The sequence below is a fragment of the Microcoleus sp. PH2017_08_TRC_O_A genome, assembly GCF_020738665.1.
Classification (GTDB): domain Bacteria; phylum Cyanobacteriota; class Cyanobacteriia; order Cyanobacteriales; family Microcoleaceae; genus Microcoleus.
This window is the reverse complement of sequence record NZ_JAEQCE010000013.1, coordinates 134,164-150,670: the sequence shown is the minus strand read 5'-3', so window position 1 is coordinate 150,670 and position 16,507 is coordinate 134,164. Positions and strand designations below refer to the sequence as shown.

Genomic DNA, 16,507 nt, shown 5'->3' with positions numbered 1-16,507 from the left:
TATTGGTTATTGGTTATTGGTCATTGGGCATCGGGCATCGGGCATCGGGCATCGGACATTGGTCATTGGTCATTGGTCATTGGTCATTGGTCATTGGTCATTGGTCACAACTGCTATCACGCAAGAGTTCCCGAACATTAGGATTACTAAATTAGTCCTTGATGATTCTTAAGTTAGCAACTCTTACCTAATGACAACTAACAACTAACAACTAACAACTAACAACTGACAACTGACAACTGACAACTGACAACTGACAATTGACTTTTAAAGTCGTCGCCACTTGCGGCCGTCTCTGTTAATCATTAATTCTGCTTCTGCCGGTTCCCAAGTACCAGCTTCATATTTAGGAACCAAACTTTGGTCGTTGGAAGATTCCCAAGCCATCAGCGCCGGAGTTACCACCCGCCAAGCTTCTTCCACTTCATCAGAACGGGTAAACAAAGTTTGGTCGCCCAGCATACAATCAATCAACAGGCGATCGTAAGCATCCGAAGATGTCACCCCAAACGAAGCACCATAACTAAAATCCATATCCACCGTCCGCGTCCGCAAATCTGGCCCCGGCATTTTCGCCTCAAACCTCAGCGAAATCCCCTCATTGGGATGCACCCGCATCGTCAAAACGTTAGGAGTAGTTTGTTGGGCCGCCGACTGAAAAATTAACAGCGGCACTTCCCGAAACTGAATTGCAATTTCGCTAACTTTTTTCGGCAACCGCTTACCAGTCCGCAGGTAGAAAGGCACTCCCTGCCATCGCCAGTTGTCAATCATAAACTTCATCGCCACAAAAGTCGGCGTTGTCGAGTTGGGAGCAACCCCCGGTTCTTCGTGATAACCCGGCACGGGTTTGCCTTTCATCCACCCTGCGGAATATTGACCGCGAATCGCGGAAAACTCTAAGTTATTCAAATCCGCCAAGCGAGTTGCTTGCAGAACTTTCATCTTTTCGGTGCGGATGCTGTCAGCATCGAGGGAGTTTGGCGGTTCCATCGCCGTCAGACAGAAAATCTGCATCAAGTGGTTTTGCAGCATATCCCGCAACGCCCCAGAGGATTCGTAGTAACCGGCCCGGTCTTCTACGCCCACAGTTTCTGCAACCGTAATTTGTACGTGATCCACAAATTGCCTGTTCCACAGCGGTTCAAAAATCGCGTTCGCAAACCGGAACACCATCAAATTTTGAACCGTTTCTTTACCCAAATAGTGGTCGATCCGGTAAACTTGCTGTTCTTGGCAAACCTGCTGCACCACACGGTTGAGAGCTTTTGCCGAACTCAAGTCGCGGCCGAAGGGTTTTTCAATTACCAAGCGATGTTTTATTGGATCGGCAAGCATTTGAGCTGCGCCCAGTTGCCGAATTGCTTCTGGGAAAAAGTTCGGAGAAACGGACAGATAAAAGATGTGATTGCCGCGGGTTCTCCTTTCTTCATCGAGTTCGGCTAAGAAAGCTTTGAGTTTTTGATAGCTTTCGGGGTTATCAATGTCGCCGGGACAGTAGTACAAACCTTTGGCGAAATCTTGCCACAATTCCTCATTGCTAATACCGCCGCCAAATTCTTCGATGCCTTCCCGCATTTGTTCTCGGAAGTAATCGTGACTCCAGGGACGGCGGGCCACACCCACGACGGTAGTTTCTGGTGGTAAACGCCGATCGAGCTTCATCTGATAAATTGCTGGTACCAGTTTGCGCTGGGTGAGATCGCCGGAAGCTCCAAATATCACCAGAATTTGCGGTTCCGGCATCCGTTCTTTTCGCAAACCAACCCGCAGTGGATTTTCAAGTATCGTTACCATTTATTTTCCTTGTTCTAGTGCTGTTAATCTTGCCAGTACAGCATGATAATTTGCCGTCATTTCTGCTAATTGCTGGGTCAGAGAGTTGATCTGCCCTTCATATTCGGCTTTGACTTCCGCCCGGATTTCCTCTCTGAGTTCCGCTATAACTTCCGCCCGGATTTTAACCCTTTCAGCAGCTAGTCGAACTTCCCAATCTTTATCTCGTTGTCGCAGTTCAGCTTTTAGCTGCCTGTTTTCGGCTCGAAGTTGCTCCATTTCCAACGCCACAGCAGCAGCACGCCGATCCCTCTCTCTGTTTTGCTCTCGGATTTGCTGTCTGAGGCGTTGATTGTCCGATCGCAATTTTTCCAATTCTGAAGCAGTATCCTTGGGAGTTCGCCCGCTTCCTAGCGATGGAAATCGCTGTTCAACCAAACGCTGAACTGCTGCACCAGTAGGAATCCCGTTGGGCGATGACTCTACTGCTTCTTGCCAAATTTCTAGCTGTACCTCGGGGGGCAATCCCTTTAATGGGCGGATTTGATATTCTTTAACAAGGGAATTGTGTACGTTCGTACACAAATTTTCCATAATCTCAGCCGCGTCAATGAACTGATAAGCTCTTCGTTTCGTGATTCCCCACTTTTCGTGGCAATAAGCCTCAAAATTCTTGTGGGTTTCCCGGTACAGTTTTTGTTCCCGAATTTCCTCAAGGGCTTTGCCAACTTCGTAAAAAGTATGAAGTCCTTGTTCTACGATCGATTCGAGTTGTTGAAGCCTCGCCCGTTCAGCGATATCCAGTTGGGCGTTGACTTCCTCGCTTTGTTGAATGGTATGGGGAGTTAACATAACACTTCTTTAGCAGTCAGGTATGAAAAATCAGGAATTTGCGGACTTGATATTCTTTGACAAGGGAATTGTGTACGTTCGTACACAAAATATTCTTTGACAAGGGAATTGTGTACGTTCGTACACAAATTTTCCATAATCTCAGTCGCGTCAATAATTGGGGACGAGCATTTAATCAGGATTCAGGAGCCAAAACGATTATGTGTTCAGACTCCTGAGAGTTTCTGCCCTTACCGATACCAAATCGGCGAACTATACGGGTGCGAGCCTCTTAACTTTCTCTTCCAAGGAATCCATCAGGGATTGGAAGGGGCTGACGAATTTCTCGATCCCGTCCAGGAGCAAGTCTTCCATCACTTTGTCCAAGTTGATGTCGATGTCGGGATCTTTGAGACTTTCGATCAGACTGTAAGCTTCTGCAACGTTATTCTCAATCCGGGGCGCGACATCGCAGTGATCGAAACAAGCTTCAACGGTGTTCGGTGGCAAAGTGTTCACCGTATCGGGGCCGATTAGCTCATCCACATACATCACATCGCTGTAGTTGGGGTTTTTAGTGCTGGTACTCGCCCACAGCAGTCGCTGCACTTCGGCTCCCTTTGCTGCTAATGCTTGCCAACGATCGCTCGCGACGATCTCTTTATACTTCTGGTAAGCTACCTTGGCATTGGCGATCGCAATTTTCCCCTTCACTGCTTCCAGTTTGGCTTTGGTGGAAATATCTGTGACGTTTTTGAGTTTCTCGTCAATCTTGCCGTCAATATTGATGTCGATCCGGCTCAAGAAGAAACTGGCAACAGAAGCGATGTTGCTCACATCCAAACCCTTAGCTGCCCGCGCTTCCAAACCGCGAATGTACGCCCAGAAAGTTTCGACGTAGCTGTCAACAGAGAACAGCAAAGTCACGTTAACGTTAATCCCCTCGCTGATGACTCGTTCCACTGCCGGCAATCCTTGAGCAGTTCCCGGAATCTTGATCATCACATTTGGTTTGCCGATCGCCTGATAATAGCGCAAGGCTTCGCTAATTGTACTTTCTGTGTCATTCGCGATCGTCGGTGGCACTTCGATACTGATGTAACCGTCCAAACCCTTCGACTCTGCGTAAACCGGGGCGAAGATGTCGCAAGCGTTGCGGATATCTGCAAATACCAGAGATTCGTAAATCTCTAGCACAGATTTGCCAGCCCGGATGCCCGCTTCAATATCCGCGTCGTAAATGACATTACCCGCGATCGCCTTCTCAAAAATAGCCGGATTCGATGTAATCCCGCGCAGCCCGCGACTTTCAATCATCTTTTTGAGTTCGCCGGACTCGATCAGATTGCGGGTCAAATTGTCCATCCAGATGCTCTGGCCAATTTCTTTGATTTCTAACAGGTGATTCTTTGTCTGGTCCGTCATTGATTTAACTCCTAAACTTGGATAATTGGTAATGGGTAATGGGTAATTGGTAATGGGCAGTGAAAACTTTCTTCCTTCTTCCTTTTTTCCTCTTACTATCTTCCAACTTCGGTCTAATAACTAACAACTAACAACTATCAATTGACAACTGTCAACTGTCAACTGTCAACTGTCAACTGTCAACTGTCAACTAACTTCACTCTTCAAGTGTTATGGGATTGCGCGATCGCTCTTTAATAAAAGACTCAACCAACGCTACATTTTCTTTACTGCCAATAATCAAAGGCGTGCGCTCGTGAATTTTAGTCGGCACCACGTCCAAGATGTCTTGAATACCCGTACTAGCGCGCCCTCCGGCTTGCTCCATCAAAAACGCCAAAGGAGCCGACTCGTAGAGTAAACGCAATTTGCCATCGGGGTTTTTCACGGTTCCGGGATACAAAAACACGCCTCCCTGAAATAAAATCCGGTGAAAATCTCCCACCAAAGCCCCGCCGTACCGAGCAGTGTAGCCTTGATTTCGATGTACGTAGCGAATGTAATCCCGATAAGATTCTTCCCACTGCCAAAAGCTACCTTCATTGACACTGTAGATCGGGCCGTTATCTGGAATCTTGATGTTTTCGGTTGATAGAATAAACTCGCCTAAACTGGGGTCGAGGGTAAATGAATGAACGCCTTGCCCGATCGAATAAACCAGCATGGTACTGGGCCCATACAGCACGTAGCCGGCAGCGATTTGTTTGTGCCCGTGTTGGAGCAAATCGGCAGCAGAACCGTCTTCATCATCCCCCTCTTGCTTGCGGATGCTGAATATGGAGCCGACATTGAGATTGATGTCAAGATTGGAAGAACCGTCTATGGGATCGTAGAGCAGACTGTAACGCCCGATCGGACAATTTTCAGGAATGTAATAGGGTTTTTCCATTTCCTCCGAAGCCAAGCGGCAGACAAGTCCACTTTGCTGGAATACCGAGATAAACACTTCATTAGCATAGATATCCATCTTTTTGACAGATTCTCCCTGCACGTTTACAGCCCCTGTAAACCCTAAAGCATCTTCCATTAACCCGGCTCTGCTGAGTCGCCTTGCGATCAACTTTGCAGCCAATCCGATGCGACTCATTAGGGCACTCAAATCCTGAGCATCTGCTGAAAAGCTGTGCAGTTGCTGGAGTACATGACGGGATAGAGTCGTACAATCGCGGTCTAAGGCTTGTACCTGCTCGGTTTGGCCTAGGCGGGCTTCCCCTGTCGGCGCGTTTACCATGATTTTGATGTTCTCCCTGTCTTGTGGCTCGCTAGTTTGGGATTTTTCAGGTGTTCCTGAATCGGCGATGAGACCGATAGTCCTGCAACTTCTATTTTAGGGAGGGTTTTGCGATCGGGCATGGAACTTTAGGGGAACTTTAGATCCCCAGACAAAATTGAGGAGTGCGATCGGCTATTTAGTCGGGAATTGTATTCAAAATCACTAAAATTTTTAACCCACCGCAGAGGAAGGAAGAGGGAAGAAGGTTTTAACTTTGTGGAAGCGAGACCATTCAATCTTTAAATCGCGACCTATAGCTATCGAACAGTTCATCGATTTTATGGTGGTCAGATACCAGCGTCCCCCGCTCATCCCGGAACGTGCGATCGCGGTCTCCCTTGAAGGAAAGCCAATTGAAACTTGTCGTTACAGCAAATTTCACATCAGAAATGAGGATTTTTGCATGAGTATCTCCAAGGCGCTTGAGCCGGAAATTATCCTTATACTGACTCGCTAATTTTTGAATATTATTCTCAGCCCGGATATCAGATTGGTACTTTTTATCATCATTTTCTCCCAAACCGTACCCAATGAAAACTTGTACTCCCCGCTTGAGGAGATTTTCAAACTCTTGGAGAAATTTTTTATCCACAGAACTTGCTCGAATCCAAGGCGAGATAATCATCAGACGTTCTTGGCTCTCTTTAAGAGCCTGTTCGAGCAGTGGACGGTGTTCATATACTTCTAGAAAACGAATAGGCAGCAAAGCTAGTTCTGATTTAAGTTGATTTTCAAGATATTCTATTCGCTGTAAAGCCTCTTGAAGCTGCTGAGTTAGAAGACGTTTTTCTTCATCGTTATTAGTCTGCTCAATCCGATTTTGTGTGGTCTCAATTTGGGCTTGTAGTTCAGCCTGAGCCGTAAATACTTTTTCTTTGACGATTTCAATATTTGGAATAGGGTTTTGATCGATGAATTCACGTCCTAAAACTTCTTCAGCTAGTTTCCGTGGTGCGCTTTCTTTTATCGTCTCTAATATTTTAAGTTTCTTGACTCCATTAGAACGGGCGAAAGCGGCTTCATGTTCAGTGGACAGGACACCATCAATACCGAAGGCAACCTGAACATCATCACTATCTTTTGCTTTATAGATTAGTGCCAATGCAGGTTGAAAAAATCTCTGTCTACGCTCAATAGCTTTCAAGGCTAGCAGGTCTCTATCTTGCTTGACTTTGGCTTTGCTTGCCCCCTCAATCTGGCGAATAATTGCGTCCACATCTTTGAGTTTAAGATCGGAAAGTTCGGGTGGCTTTTTCGGAGATGGTTCAATTTCTATAATTTCTTGATTACGCAAGTCTTTTTGCTTGAGTAAACGTGATTCCAATCGCCCGTACCAGCGAGGATGCCGTAGGAGTCCATCAAAGTTGATATCAAATGTTCGCTCCTCTGGAACAATAATTTTGGCATCGCGGAGCGTTCCTTCACCTTTTTTGGTCAACTTCCAAACTTGCATCAGAGAGTCATCAGGAGCTATAAGGTCAATATCCTCACTCATCCTTAAATTTATCATTGCATCCCTGACGATAGACGGTTCGAGACCAAGAAATCCAGCAATATCCACTTCTGAGGATAAACTAGCATTAATAGCTTTCAAGACATATTCTTCTATAGGGGGAATCGGTTTATGGAGTTGGGTTAGAGCTAGAACAGTGATTTTATAAACTGGCAATCCGACTTCTTTACAGCTAACTAAATCGAAGCCTGTACGATTGTCATAGCGGCGTAGTTCTTCTGGAGTAAGAAAAACTGATTCTTCTGAACTCATAAGTTAAGCTCCTTTAGGGCGCAATTTTCATGGTGACTTTCAACGTAATCCAAAACTCGGTGTAATGGGTTGTCATGTGAGGTTCTACAGAAGTAATGATCTCCCACGATTACTAAGCCAACTTTACCTCTGGATAAGGCCACATTTAATCGTTCTGCATCGCGCAGAAAACCCACTTTACCTTCTTTGTTAGAACGAGTCACAGAGTACACTGCAATATCAGCTTCGCGTCCTTGGAAGGCATCCACTGTATTACACTCAACTTTTAATGCTTGCCAATTGTTTAATTCTGAGGCCAGGTTACGATCGAGCAACTTTAGCTGTGCTGCATACCCCGTCAATACAGCGACACTGTATTTTTTCTGCGCCTTTAGTGCCGTCTGGTTTAGCTGTTTGAGAAACTGAACTATGACATTGACCTCACAAATATTGTTAAAGCTAGAATTGGCAGACTGTTCGCGACTATTCTGAAGTTTGGTTGTTGTTAACCAAGTCACAGGTTGTGGTAAAACACTGCGAAGATGCTGATCTAAGTCAGTCCTGGCACTTTTTAGCTGACTATCATAGAAGCACTCACTGACCAGATCGCCGATTGGTGCAACCATTCGATGTTGAATTGTTAACATCTTGTGGCAGCCATCTGGGAGTGTTCTCAGCAGTCGATCGAACAGGGTTTCTCGGATATCCTCTTGAGTTAGGTCGTATTTGTCCAGAAAGTCAGAATCTCTGCTAGCTTCATCTCGAAATGGTGGGAGTTGTTTGGGATCGCCAACAAGTATCCAGCGATGCGATCGCGCAATTGGAACCAACACTTCTGTCGCCGTAGCTTTTGAAGCCTCATCAATAATACACAGGTCAAATTCTATGTCTTGAATATCTCTAGGAATTCCGATGCAGGTTCCGGCTACTACTTGCGATCGCTTAATCAAAGGTGCATTGAATTTCTCATTTCGACCAAACTGATCGAACCACTCCGCCTGAATAGCTATCAGCCGTTGGAGCATCTTCGCATCAGGTGCATTTGGATTTATTAGTTGATTTATCCGCTCTTCTATCTCCTGAACCGAAAGTCTCAAAAGTTTATTGATACTGCTTCCGGTTAATTCTTTAAGACGCTTTGCTTTTTCCTTGTGTTGCTCTCGTGCTTCTTTTAATTGCTTACGAAGGATACTAATTTCAGCTTCAATACTCTGACATTCCTCTAGCTTATCCTTGGGGATTTTAGTTTCCAACAATGAATCTGGGTTTTCTGGGTTGTAATTTATTGCTAGTATTTCATCTAAATCGTGTTTCCAGATATTAACATCTCCTCTGAGATTTTCAATTTTTGTAACCAGAGTTTTCATTTCTTGAAATAGTGTGGCTATTTCACTGTTATGCTGAGAAATACCTCGTTGCGCTGACCAATTATCAATAAATTCCTGTCCTTTAGCGATCGCACCCTCTCGCCACTGTTCCATCTGTTCTTCGAGTAAGAGCGAATGAACATTCTCTGATACCCGTTCATGGTTACCAAGTCGCACCAACTTCAAGTTAGGATTTTTAGCTTGAATCCGTTCTAGGGCGTTATCTAGTGCAACATGAGTTTGTGAACTGAGCAAAATTCGAGCATCAGGATTAGTTTTAAGAGTTTGCAGAACAACTTCTGTAATAAATGTTGTCTTTCCTGTACCTGGTGGACCTTGAACAATCAGAAAATCTTCTGTTGCGAGTGCAGCTTTAACAACTTCCTGCTGTGATTCATTGAGAGGTTGAACAAACTGGACATCCACCTCTACTTTAGGATTACGAACTTCTTGAGGATTGACGAGTAATTGGCGAATGTCTGAGCGTACTCCCCGGTCAAATCGAATCGCATCAAGGGCATTTTTTTGTCGATTTAGGGCAACCTCAGCAGCACGAGTATCAAAGCGTAACTCGCCAGATTGTGGGAGTCTATCTGGTTCTCCATATTTAACATAAAGAGTCAATCTGTCACTGATGACCTGCTCAATATCTCCCCCCAAGATGCTAAATCCTTTTGAGTTTGTCACATGGCGGGGTTGTCCAGCTATGTCATTTTCTGGAAGTTCTGATAATTCAAAGATAACGCGGTTTCCCTCACGAGTAACGCTTGTGTATTTAATCGGTTTCTCTCGGTTTTTTTCCCAATCTGTCTTGGCTCTGAGAATATCCCACCAAACTTGGAATATCCGTTGCTTTTCTTTTTCATCTTCTTGTTCTTTTAAGTTGGCTTCATGCTCTATCACTGAATCCTGTAGCTTCTGAATAACCTCTTTTGCTTCATATGAATTCAGTGGCATTCCAAATTTGAACTCGTAGGATAGATTCCAAGCACGCTCTCGACGCTGTTCCAGTTGCGAGTAGGAAGTAGACCAAGCATTGAAAATAACTAGGTGATTTCCTCGGTTTTGATCCACCTTCATGTGATACCGATAGGAAACACCATAAATTTCGTAATGATCTTCACGAGATGAATCGTCTGCGTCGTCCTTAAATTTATAGGGACGAATCCCACAACCCGATTCATTATTGAGATCGTCAAGGATAAGATTCTCGATCTCAACTTCAGAATAAATCTCAATTTCACTTTTAAGTCTGTTCAAGCACTTTGGTATAAGCTTAAGGAAGCAAGGAGGCTTCTTAATTACTCCTGTTTTTGTCTTCCCTTGAATAGCATTAAGTTGAGCTAGCAGTACCTCTGCATTAGGCTGACGCTCTTCTGGATAGAGAGAAACAGTACGCTCGATTATTTCAAGGATTTCAGGTGGTGCATTAAACGCTTTCAGTGCGCTGGGGATACTATTATGATCTGTGAGTTCAATATTGGTCAGGCACTTTAGAACCAATACACCAAAACTGTAGATATCGCGAGTGTAGGTATAGGAACCATCGTCGGTTTCTGGCGGAGTGAATGTACGCGATACAAAGTCTTTGAGAGTAATGCTTGGTTGCAAATAGCCCTTAAGCTTGGATATGCCAAAGTCAGCAAGTTTGAGTTGACCGTCACTCCCCACTAAAATGTTGCTGGGCTTGATATCGCGGTGTATTATTCTGCGATTATGGGAAAAAGCCAGAGCCTCCAACACGGGTAACGCTACCGCTTTCCAAAATGAATCCCAACCGTCGGGAGGAGATTCTTTCAGAAGAGTTGCCAAATCCTTGTCCATCCACTCCAAGACGAGAAAATAGTTACCCGTAGTTTCATCCTTGCCAAAATCGAGAAGTTCCACAATTCCGGGGTGCTTCAACTCTTGCAGGGCTTGGGTTTCACGTTTGAAGGACTCGGCTAGAATATCTGCTTCAATCTGCCCGTGTTTGAATTCTTTTACTGCAACCAGCCGTTCTTCCTGATCGTAGTCTCTTGCGCGATAGACATCAGCCATCCCGCCCGATCGCGGATTGGGGGATATAGCATAGCGATCGTTGATGAAGCGAACTGGCATAACTTAGCTACCCATAGAAGATTTCTGTTATTTTTGTAACACAGATTCCATTAGGCCGGCTTTTCAGCGGTTTATGGACTGTCAATCATAGGTAGTCTTAATATTTTTAGATGATGGCGAATTTTTAAGATGCGTTTACCCGAAAGGGTACACACCTTACGACTAATTAACTGGAGACTTGTGCACCTTGAGTATCAATAGAAATCGCCCGCACATCAGCCTTCACCCCAAATTCCATCCAAGCAGCCGCCATTTCCCTCACAACCGCATCAACATTAGTAACATCCGTTAAAGCCAAAAGCGTCGGCCCCGCACCGCTAATTACCATCCCACAAGCCCCTGCATTCATTGCAGCTTCTTGCACCGCTTCATATCCCTGAATCAGCGATCGCCGGTAAGGCTGGTGAATCTTGTCTTGGAGGGCGCAACGCAGCCAATTGCGATCGCCCGTAGCCAAAGCCCGCACCAACAAACCGAGGTGTGCGGCATTAAAAATCGCATCAGCCCTGCTGTACTCACTGGGCAAAACTTGTCGCGCTTCGGCTGTAGAAAGTTCAAAATCGGGAATGGCTACCACGGGCACAATATCAGGATGCCACGGAATATCGCAAATTTCCCAGGAACCCCCCGGTGTATTGCTAGCAGCGAGGCGACAGCCTCCGAGTAAAGCGGGGACAACGTTGTCGGGATGTCCTTCAAGTTCGATCGCCAATTGCATCACTTCCACCTGACTCAAAGGCTTTCCAGCTAATTCATTTGCACCAACTAACCCGCCGACAATAGCGGTAGCGGAGCTCCCCAAACCCCTCGCCAGCGGCACTTGCATATCTATATGTATCGCAACTGGTGGGGGGGATTGACGGAGGTATTCGTATAACTTGACAAAGGCTTGGTAAGCGAGATTGCTGTCGTCTGTCTTGACTTTGGCTGCTTCCGCACCCGTAACTGTAATTTGCAATTTCTCGGTTGCTGGGGGTTCGAGGAGAGAGAATTGGAAGGAGTTGTAGAGGCTTAAAGCGGCGCCGATGCAGTCAAAACCTGGGCCGAGGTTGGCAGTTGTGGCGGGTACGGTGACAGTGACGGTGGAGGTTGCAGACATTTTTTGACGGGGTGAATTTGGAGTGTTCAACCGCAGATGGACGCAGATGAATGTTTGGTGTTTGTGCGATCGACTATTTTAACCGATTTCTAAAACATCTTCATAAATTTGTGCGATCGGGCATTGAAAGTCTACGCTAGCCAAGCGAACTTCTTCGCCAACACCGTAAGGGTAAAGTTCCCAGCGCCCTTCTGCATTGCGCCGATAACATTCTACACCGATTCTTTCTTGATTAATCACTACGTATTCTTGCAAAGTTTCTACGGTGCGGTAGTCGGCAAATTTATTTCCGCGATCGAATGATGCTGTTGTTGGAGATAGAACTTCTACGATTAAGCGCGGGTGGCGTTTAAAATATTCAAGGCTTCTATCTCTTTCGTCGCAAGTCACCATGATGTCTGGATAGTAAAACACGTCTGCTTGCTCAATTCTGGCTTTCATGTTTCCTATGTAAATGCGGCATCCTGTACCCCGAACGTGGTTTCTCAGCAGCGCAAATAAGTTGCCTGCAATTGTTTCATGGGCATCGCTTGCTCCCGCCATTGCGTAGATTTCTCCTTGTCTGTATTCGTGTTTGATCGGGCTAAATTTTTCCCCTTCTAAATAGTCTTCATGGGAGGCGTAGTTGTAACTTTTGCTTAAGGTCATAATTTGAAAATTTTAAAGCTGTGGTTATATTATACCCTGTTTCCCAAAACATTTATAATAGCAGCCTGTGCAGGTGTTTTATTGCATCTTGATAATCTTCTGTCTTGCCGTCTTTTTGATAAAAATCGGCGGCTTTTTGATAGTCAGCGATCGCGCCCGGTTTGTCTTTTAATAAATAGCGGACTTTCGCACGGTTGTAGTAAGCATCGGCATACTTCGGGTTAATTTCAATGGCGCGATCGAAGTCGGCTTTGGCTGCTGGATAGTCCTTGAGATAGCGGCCGTGAATGATGCCGCGTTTGTTATAAGCTTTGGCGTAGTTGGGGTTGATGGCAATAGCTGCGGTGTAATCTGCGATCGCCCCTGGGATATCTCCAGCCTCTGACTTGGCTAAAGCGCTGTTGAATAAGTCTTCAGCCGCATTTTGAACGATGAATATTGGTGGGGATTGAATAGAAATGGCAGGGGATATTCCGCCCAAAACGGTAACAAATCCGCAAAGTGCGATCGCTCTGTACAAATATTTCATAAGTCTAAGCAAAAACCTGAGCTACAGAGCAACTAAAACCAGGTAACAAAGGTGAAGTCAATTCATCATTCCTCAACAGCGTAGCAACTAATCTTAAACTTGTTTGTTCCCTGCGATAAACCTCAATTTGCTGCAACCGCCAATTCGCAATCCAGTATTCCTGTACTCCCCGCACTGAATATAGTCTGAGTTTCAAATCTCTATCCCGTCTTTCATTATCTGCACCGAGAGACAATACTTCGATAACCAACTCGGGGGCGGCTGTTAAATGGCCGGCTTCATCTAGCAAGAGGGTCAAGCGTTCATTGCTCGCCCAAACTACATCAGGAATGACGTTATCAGCCTCTGTGAAAATCAGCCCTGGATTGATTGCAGCTCGTCCTAAACCAGCAGACATCGACCAAGTATCAAGCACAGAGAAAAATCTGCCACAAGTCTGTTGATGACCCCAATGCGGTGCTCTAGTCACAAATAACTCTCCATCAATAAGTTCATAACGATCGCCGTTATCGGGTAAGAGTTCTAAATCGGCGGTAGTCCAGCGTACTTTATCAGATATTGTCTGGCTCATACAAGCACTCTCGATAGGTGGTACAAACATTATAAACCGGTTCGTAGTAAGGACTTTAGTCCTCTCTAAGGCTTTTAGTAAATTAGGACTTGCATTCCTTACTACGAACAATGCTGCCGATCGCAATTAAGCGAAAATAATATTACTTCAATACAGTTTTAGAAGCAATACGGGTTTTCTTGCGATCGGCTTCCGTCAATTCTGCACCAGACTGCAAACGAGTAGCAGAGGTTTGCAGCACAGTTGCGGCACTTTTATCGCCCATTTGCAGAGCAGTTTTAGCAGCCGTTTGTAGCATCGTGGCCGCACCAGCGCGATCGCCCTGTTGTAACCTAGTTTCTGCGAGTTGAGTTTGGCGGTACTTAGCCAAAGCTAAAATGTGCTGCTGCACCATCGGGTTAAGTGCAGGCTGATAAACTTTTAGGACATTAGCCGAAACTGCAACAGGATCGGAGAGCAAACCTTCGCCGACACTCGGATCGTCGTAGCGAATTTGCAATTGCCCGATCGCCTGCGTACCTTCCGGCAACTGTCCAATATAAATATTAGCCAAAACTACTCGCTCTACATCCTTCATTAAATCTCCCAAACGCACCATAAAGCGATCGCCATCCTGCTGCACCGGTAATTCGATCGTATCCGGGGCAACTTGCGCGATCGGTTTTAGTTCGGCTAACCGCACTTTTGGCATCAGCGAAAATAGCAAATAAGCATTAGTCAAACCTACACCTTGGATGCGAGTAAACAACTTGCCAAACTCATCAACCGCATCTTCCGGCCGCTGAATATGAGCCAGAGCACCGCCGCCAGCATCAGCAATCTTTTCCAAAATATCCTGGTTCCAGTTATCCCCAAATCCCAGAGAATTTAAAGTCATGTTGTACTCAGCGGCCAGTTTCGCCAACTTCAAACAGCGGTTATTGTCGCCGTGTTCGTTTTCGCCGTCAGTCAGCAGAAACGCCTGAGATATTGCTTCTTTTTTGCCTTTCCCCAACTCTTCAATACCTAACTTAATCCCTTCATCAATTGCTGTGCCGCCAGCGGGGCGCAATTGCTCGATTTGCCGTTTAATGCTGGCGGGATCTCCCACAACTTGATTGGGGACGAGAACTTTGGCTTTGTGATCGAAAGCCACCGCACAAAAGCGATCCCCAGGTTTTAACCTGTCCAGCAACCGTCCGGCGGCTTGTTTGACGGTTTCCAAGGGGCGCCCGCCCATCGAGCCGCTGTGGTCGAGAATCAGGCACAGGTTTAAAGGTACGCTGGAGTCGATCGCGCTTGCCGTCGCCGACACTGAAACGGCTAGCTGGCGCTGGGTTGATGGCGCAGCAGCATCAAGGTTGGGGTCGTTCAAGACCGGGAGCAAACTAACTTTCATGCGGGATACCTAAAGATTGCGTTACTATTTCTTTAAGAATAACTCCATGAGTTCAGGCAACATTTCGGTTGTCAACAACCCCATTCTTTTGAGGAAAGGCACACACTCTGCCCTCCTTTCTTCGTCCCACCAAGCTGAGTACAGATACTTGTGCTGAGCCCTTCGACTTAGCTCAAGCGAGCCGTAGCCGAAGTATGGTGGGTGTCCCCAGGCAAAAACAAACATGAACACACCCATTAAAGCCGTGCAATCGCAATACTACGGAGAGGGCAACTCTCGAACTCCCCCTCCCGATTTACCTTCCCTGTTGCTGAAGGAGCGGATCGTTTATCTGGGTATGCCTCTGGTGCCTGCGGTAACAGAACTGATTATCGCTGAACTGCTGTTCTTGCAGTACGAAGACCCGGATAAGCCGATCAAAATCTATATCAACTCGACCGGCACTTCTGGTTACAGTGGCGAACCCGTCGGCTTTGAAACCGAAGCCTTCGCTATCTGCGACACGATCAGGTACATTAAGCCGCCCGTGCAGACTATTTGTCTCGGTTCGGCAATGGGCATGGCTGCGATGCTGTTAGCGGCTGGTACAAAGGGCTTTCGGGCGAGTTTGCCCCACGCTTCGATTGTATTGCACCAACCCAAGGCTTACACGCGAGGTCAAGCCAGCGACATTCAAATTCGGGCGAAGGAAGTGCTGGCAAATAAGGCGACGATGCTCGATATTTTTGCAAGCTGTACTGGCCAACCGATCGACAAAATTACTAAAGATATGGATCGGTTGCTGTACCTGACGCCCTATGAAGCGAAAGAATACGGTTTGATCGATCGCGTTCTTGAAAGTTCGGAAGAATTGCCGAAAGCCCTTTCTGCGGCCGTCGTATAACTGGGAATGGGGAATGGGGAATGGGGAATGGGGAATGGGGAATGTGGCATGAGTAAAAATTAAGGGTTAATGGCTAGTAGTTTCTACCCTGAATTAGTTATTCAATAGTTTTTTTATGACTAACAATTCCCAATTACCGATTCCCAATTACCGATTCCCAATTCCCAATTCCCAATTCCCAATTCCCAATTACCAATTACCAACTAAACGGAGTTCCGAATTATGCCTATAGGTGTGCCAAAAGTTCCCTACAAAATGCCGGGTGGTTATGATACTCAGTGGATTAATATCTACGATCGCCTTTACCGGGAACGGATTATTTTCTTGGGCAAGGACATTGACGATGAAATTGCCAATCAAATCATCGCGGTGATGCTGTATCTCGATTCGGAAGATTCGGGCAAAGATATTATTTTGTACATCAATTCCCCCGGGGGGATGGTGTCGGCAGGCATGGCTATTTTTGATACCATGCAGCACATTAAATCCGACGTGGTGACGATTTGTGTGGGCTTGGCTGCTTCGATGGGTTCTTTCCTGCTGGCTGCTGGTACGAAGGGGAAACGGTTGGCTTTGCCTCACTCGCGGATCATGATTCACCAGCCTTCTGGGGGCGCGCGGGGACAAGCAACGGATATTCAGATTGAGGCGAAGGAGATTCTGCGCTTGCGCCACCAACTCAACGGTATCTATGCTAAAAATACCGGAAAGCCGATCGAGAAAATCGAGAAAGACATGGATCGCGACTATTTCATGTCCGCCGAGGAAGCCAAGGAATACGGCTTGATCGACAAAGTGGTAGAAGATCGTCCTTGACAGTTGACAGTTGACAGTTGACAGTTGA

Annotated in this window: 13 protein-coding genes; 2 read left to right on the top strand and 11 right to left on the bottom strand. The window is 46.1% G+C overall.

The window, feature by feature from the left end; translation table 11 throughout:
* Window positions 1-267 precede the first annotated feature (267 nt).
* From zwf to JGK22_RS05830, 11 genes are all read right to left on the bottom strand, one after another.
* Entirely contained in the window at window positions 268-1,797 is a 1,530-nt protein-coding gene (zwf, locus tag JGK22_RS05880; RefSeq protein ID WP_293189723.1) for a glucose-6-phosphate dehydrogenase, read from the bottom strand.
* Window positions 1,798-2,628 carry a hypothetical protein gene (locus JGK22_RS05875; protein ID WP_293195681.1) on the bottom strand — a complete coding sequence of 277 codons (831 nt, stop codon included), beginning with the start codon at window positions 2,626-2,628 and terminating at the stop codon, window positions 1,798-1,800.
* 252 nt (window positions 2,629-2,880) lie between these two features.
* Window positions 2,881-4,032, bottom strand: a complete 1,152-nt coding sequence (gene tal / locus JGK22_RS05870) for a transaldolase (protein ID WP_293189719.1) — start codon at window positions 4,030-4,032, stop codon at window positions 2,881-2,883.
* 196 nt (window positions 4,033-4,228) lie between these two features.
* A complete protein-coding gene (fbp, locus tag JGK22_RS05865) occupies window positions 4,229-5,302 on the bottom strand; it encodes a class 1 fructose-bisphosphatase (RefSeq protein ID WP_293174592.1) in 1,074 nt (357 codons plus the stop codon).
* A 274-nt stretch (window positions 5,303-5,576) separates the two neighbouring features.
* Window positions 5,577-7,109: a phospholipase D-like domain-containing protein gene (locus JGK22_RS05860; RefSeq protein ID WP_293189717.1), complete on the bottom strand. Its 1,533-nt coding sequence runs from the start codon at window positions 7,107-7,109 to the stop codon at window positions 5,577-5,579.
* Window positions 7,106-10,495 (bottom strand): serine/threonine-protein kinase, encoded by a 3,390-nt coding sequence (locus JGK22_RS05855; RefSeq protein WP_293312517.1) that lies wholly within the window; start codon window positions 10,493-10,495, stop codon window positions 7,106-7,108. Before JGK22_RS05855 ends, JGK22_RS05860 begins: the two co-directional genes overlap by 4 nt.
* 226 nt (window positions 10,496-10,721) lie before the next feature.
* Complete coding sequence (gene thrB / locus JGK22_RS05850) at window positions 10,722-11,654, bottom strand: homoserine kinase (RefSeq protein ID WP_293312515.1); 933 nt, start codon at window positions 11,652-11,654, stop codon at window positions 10,722-10,724.
* Window positions 11,655-11,732: 78 nt separating this feature from the next.
* Window positions 11,733-12,302, bottom strand: a complete 570-nt coding sequence (locus JGK22_RS05845; RefSeq protein WP_293189711.1) for a Uma2 family endonuclease — start codon at window positions 12,300-12,302, stop codon at window positions 11,733-11,735.
* Window positions 12,303-12,354: 52 nt separating this feature from the next.
* Complete coding sequence (locus JGK22_RS05840; protein WP_293174618.1) at window positions 12,355-12,831, bottom strand: tetratricopeptide repeat protein; 477 nt, start codon at window positions 12,829-12,831, stop codon at window positions 12,355-12,357.
* A gap of 4 nt (window positions 12,832-12,835) precedes the next feature.
* On the bottom strand, window positions 12,836-13,402 hold the full coding sequence (locus JGK22_RS05835; protein WP_293312513.1) for a Uma2 family endonuclease: 567 nt from the start codon (window positions 13,400-13,402) through the stop codon (window positions 12,836-12,838).
* A 142-nt stretch (window positions 13,403-13,544) separates the two neighbouring features.
* A complete protein-coding gene (locus tag JGK22_RS05830) occupies window positions 13,545-14,780 on the bottom strand; it encodes a VWA domain-containing protein (RefSeq protein ID WP_293312511.1) in 1,236 nt (411 codons plus the stop codon).
* A gap of 223 nt (window positions 14,781-15,003) precedes the next feature.
* On the opposite strand from JGK22_RS05830, the gene JGK22_RS05825 reads away from it, so the two are divergent.
* Together JGK22_RS05825 and JGK22_RS05820 are read left to right on the top strand one after the other, a co-directional pair.
* Window positions 15,004-15,663 carry an ATP-dependent Clp protease proteolytic subunit gene (locus JGK22_RS05825; RefSeq protein WP_293174629.1) on the top strand — a complete coding sequence of 220 codons (660 nt, stop codon included), beginning with the start codon at window positions 15,004-15,006 and terminating at the stop codon, window positions 15,661-15,663.
* 222 nt (window positions 15,664-15,885) lie between these two features.
* A complete protein-coding gene (locus tag JGK22_RS05820; protein WP_293211490.1) occupies window positions 15,886-16,479 on the top strand; it encodes an ATP-dependent Clp protease proteolytic subunit in 594 nt (197 codons plus the stop codon).
* Window positions 16,480-16,507 lie beyond the last annotated feature (28 nt).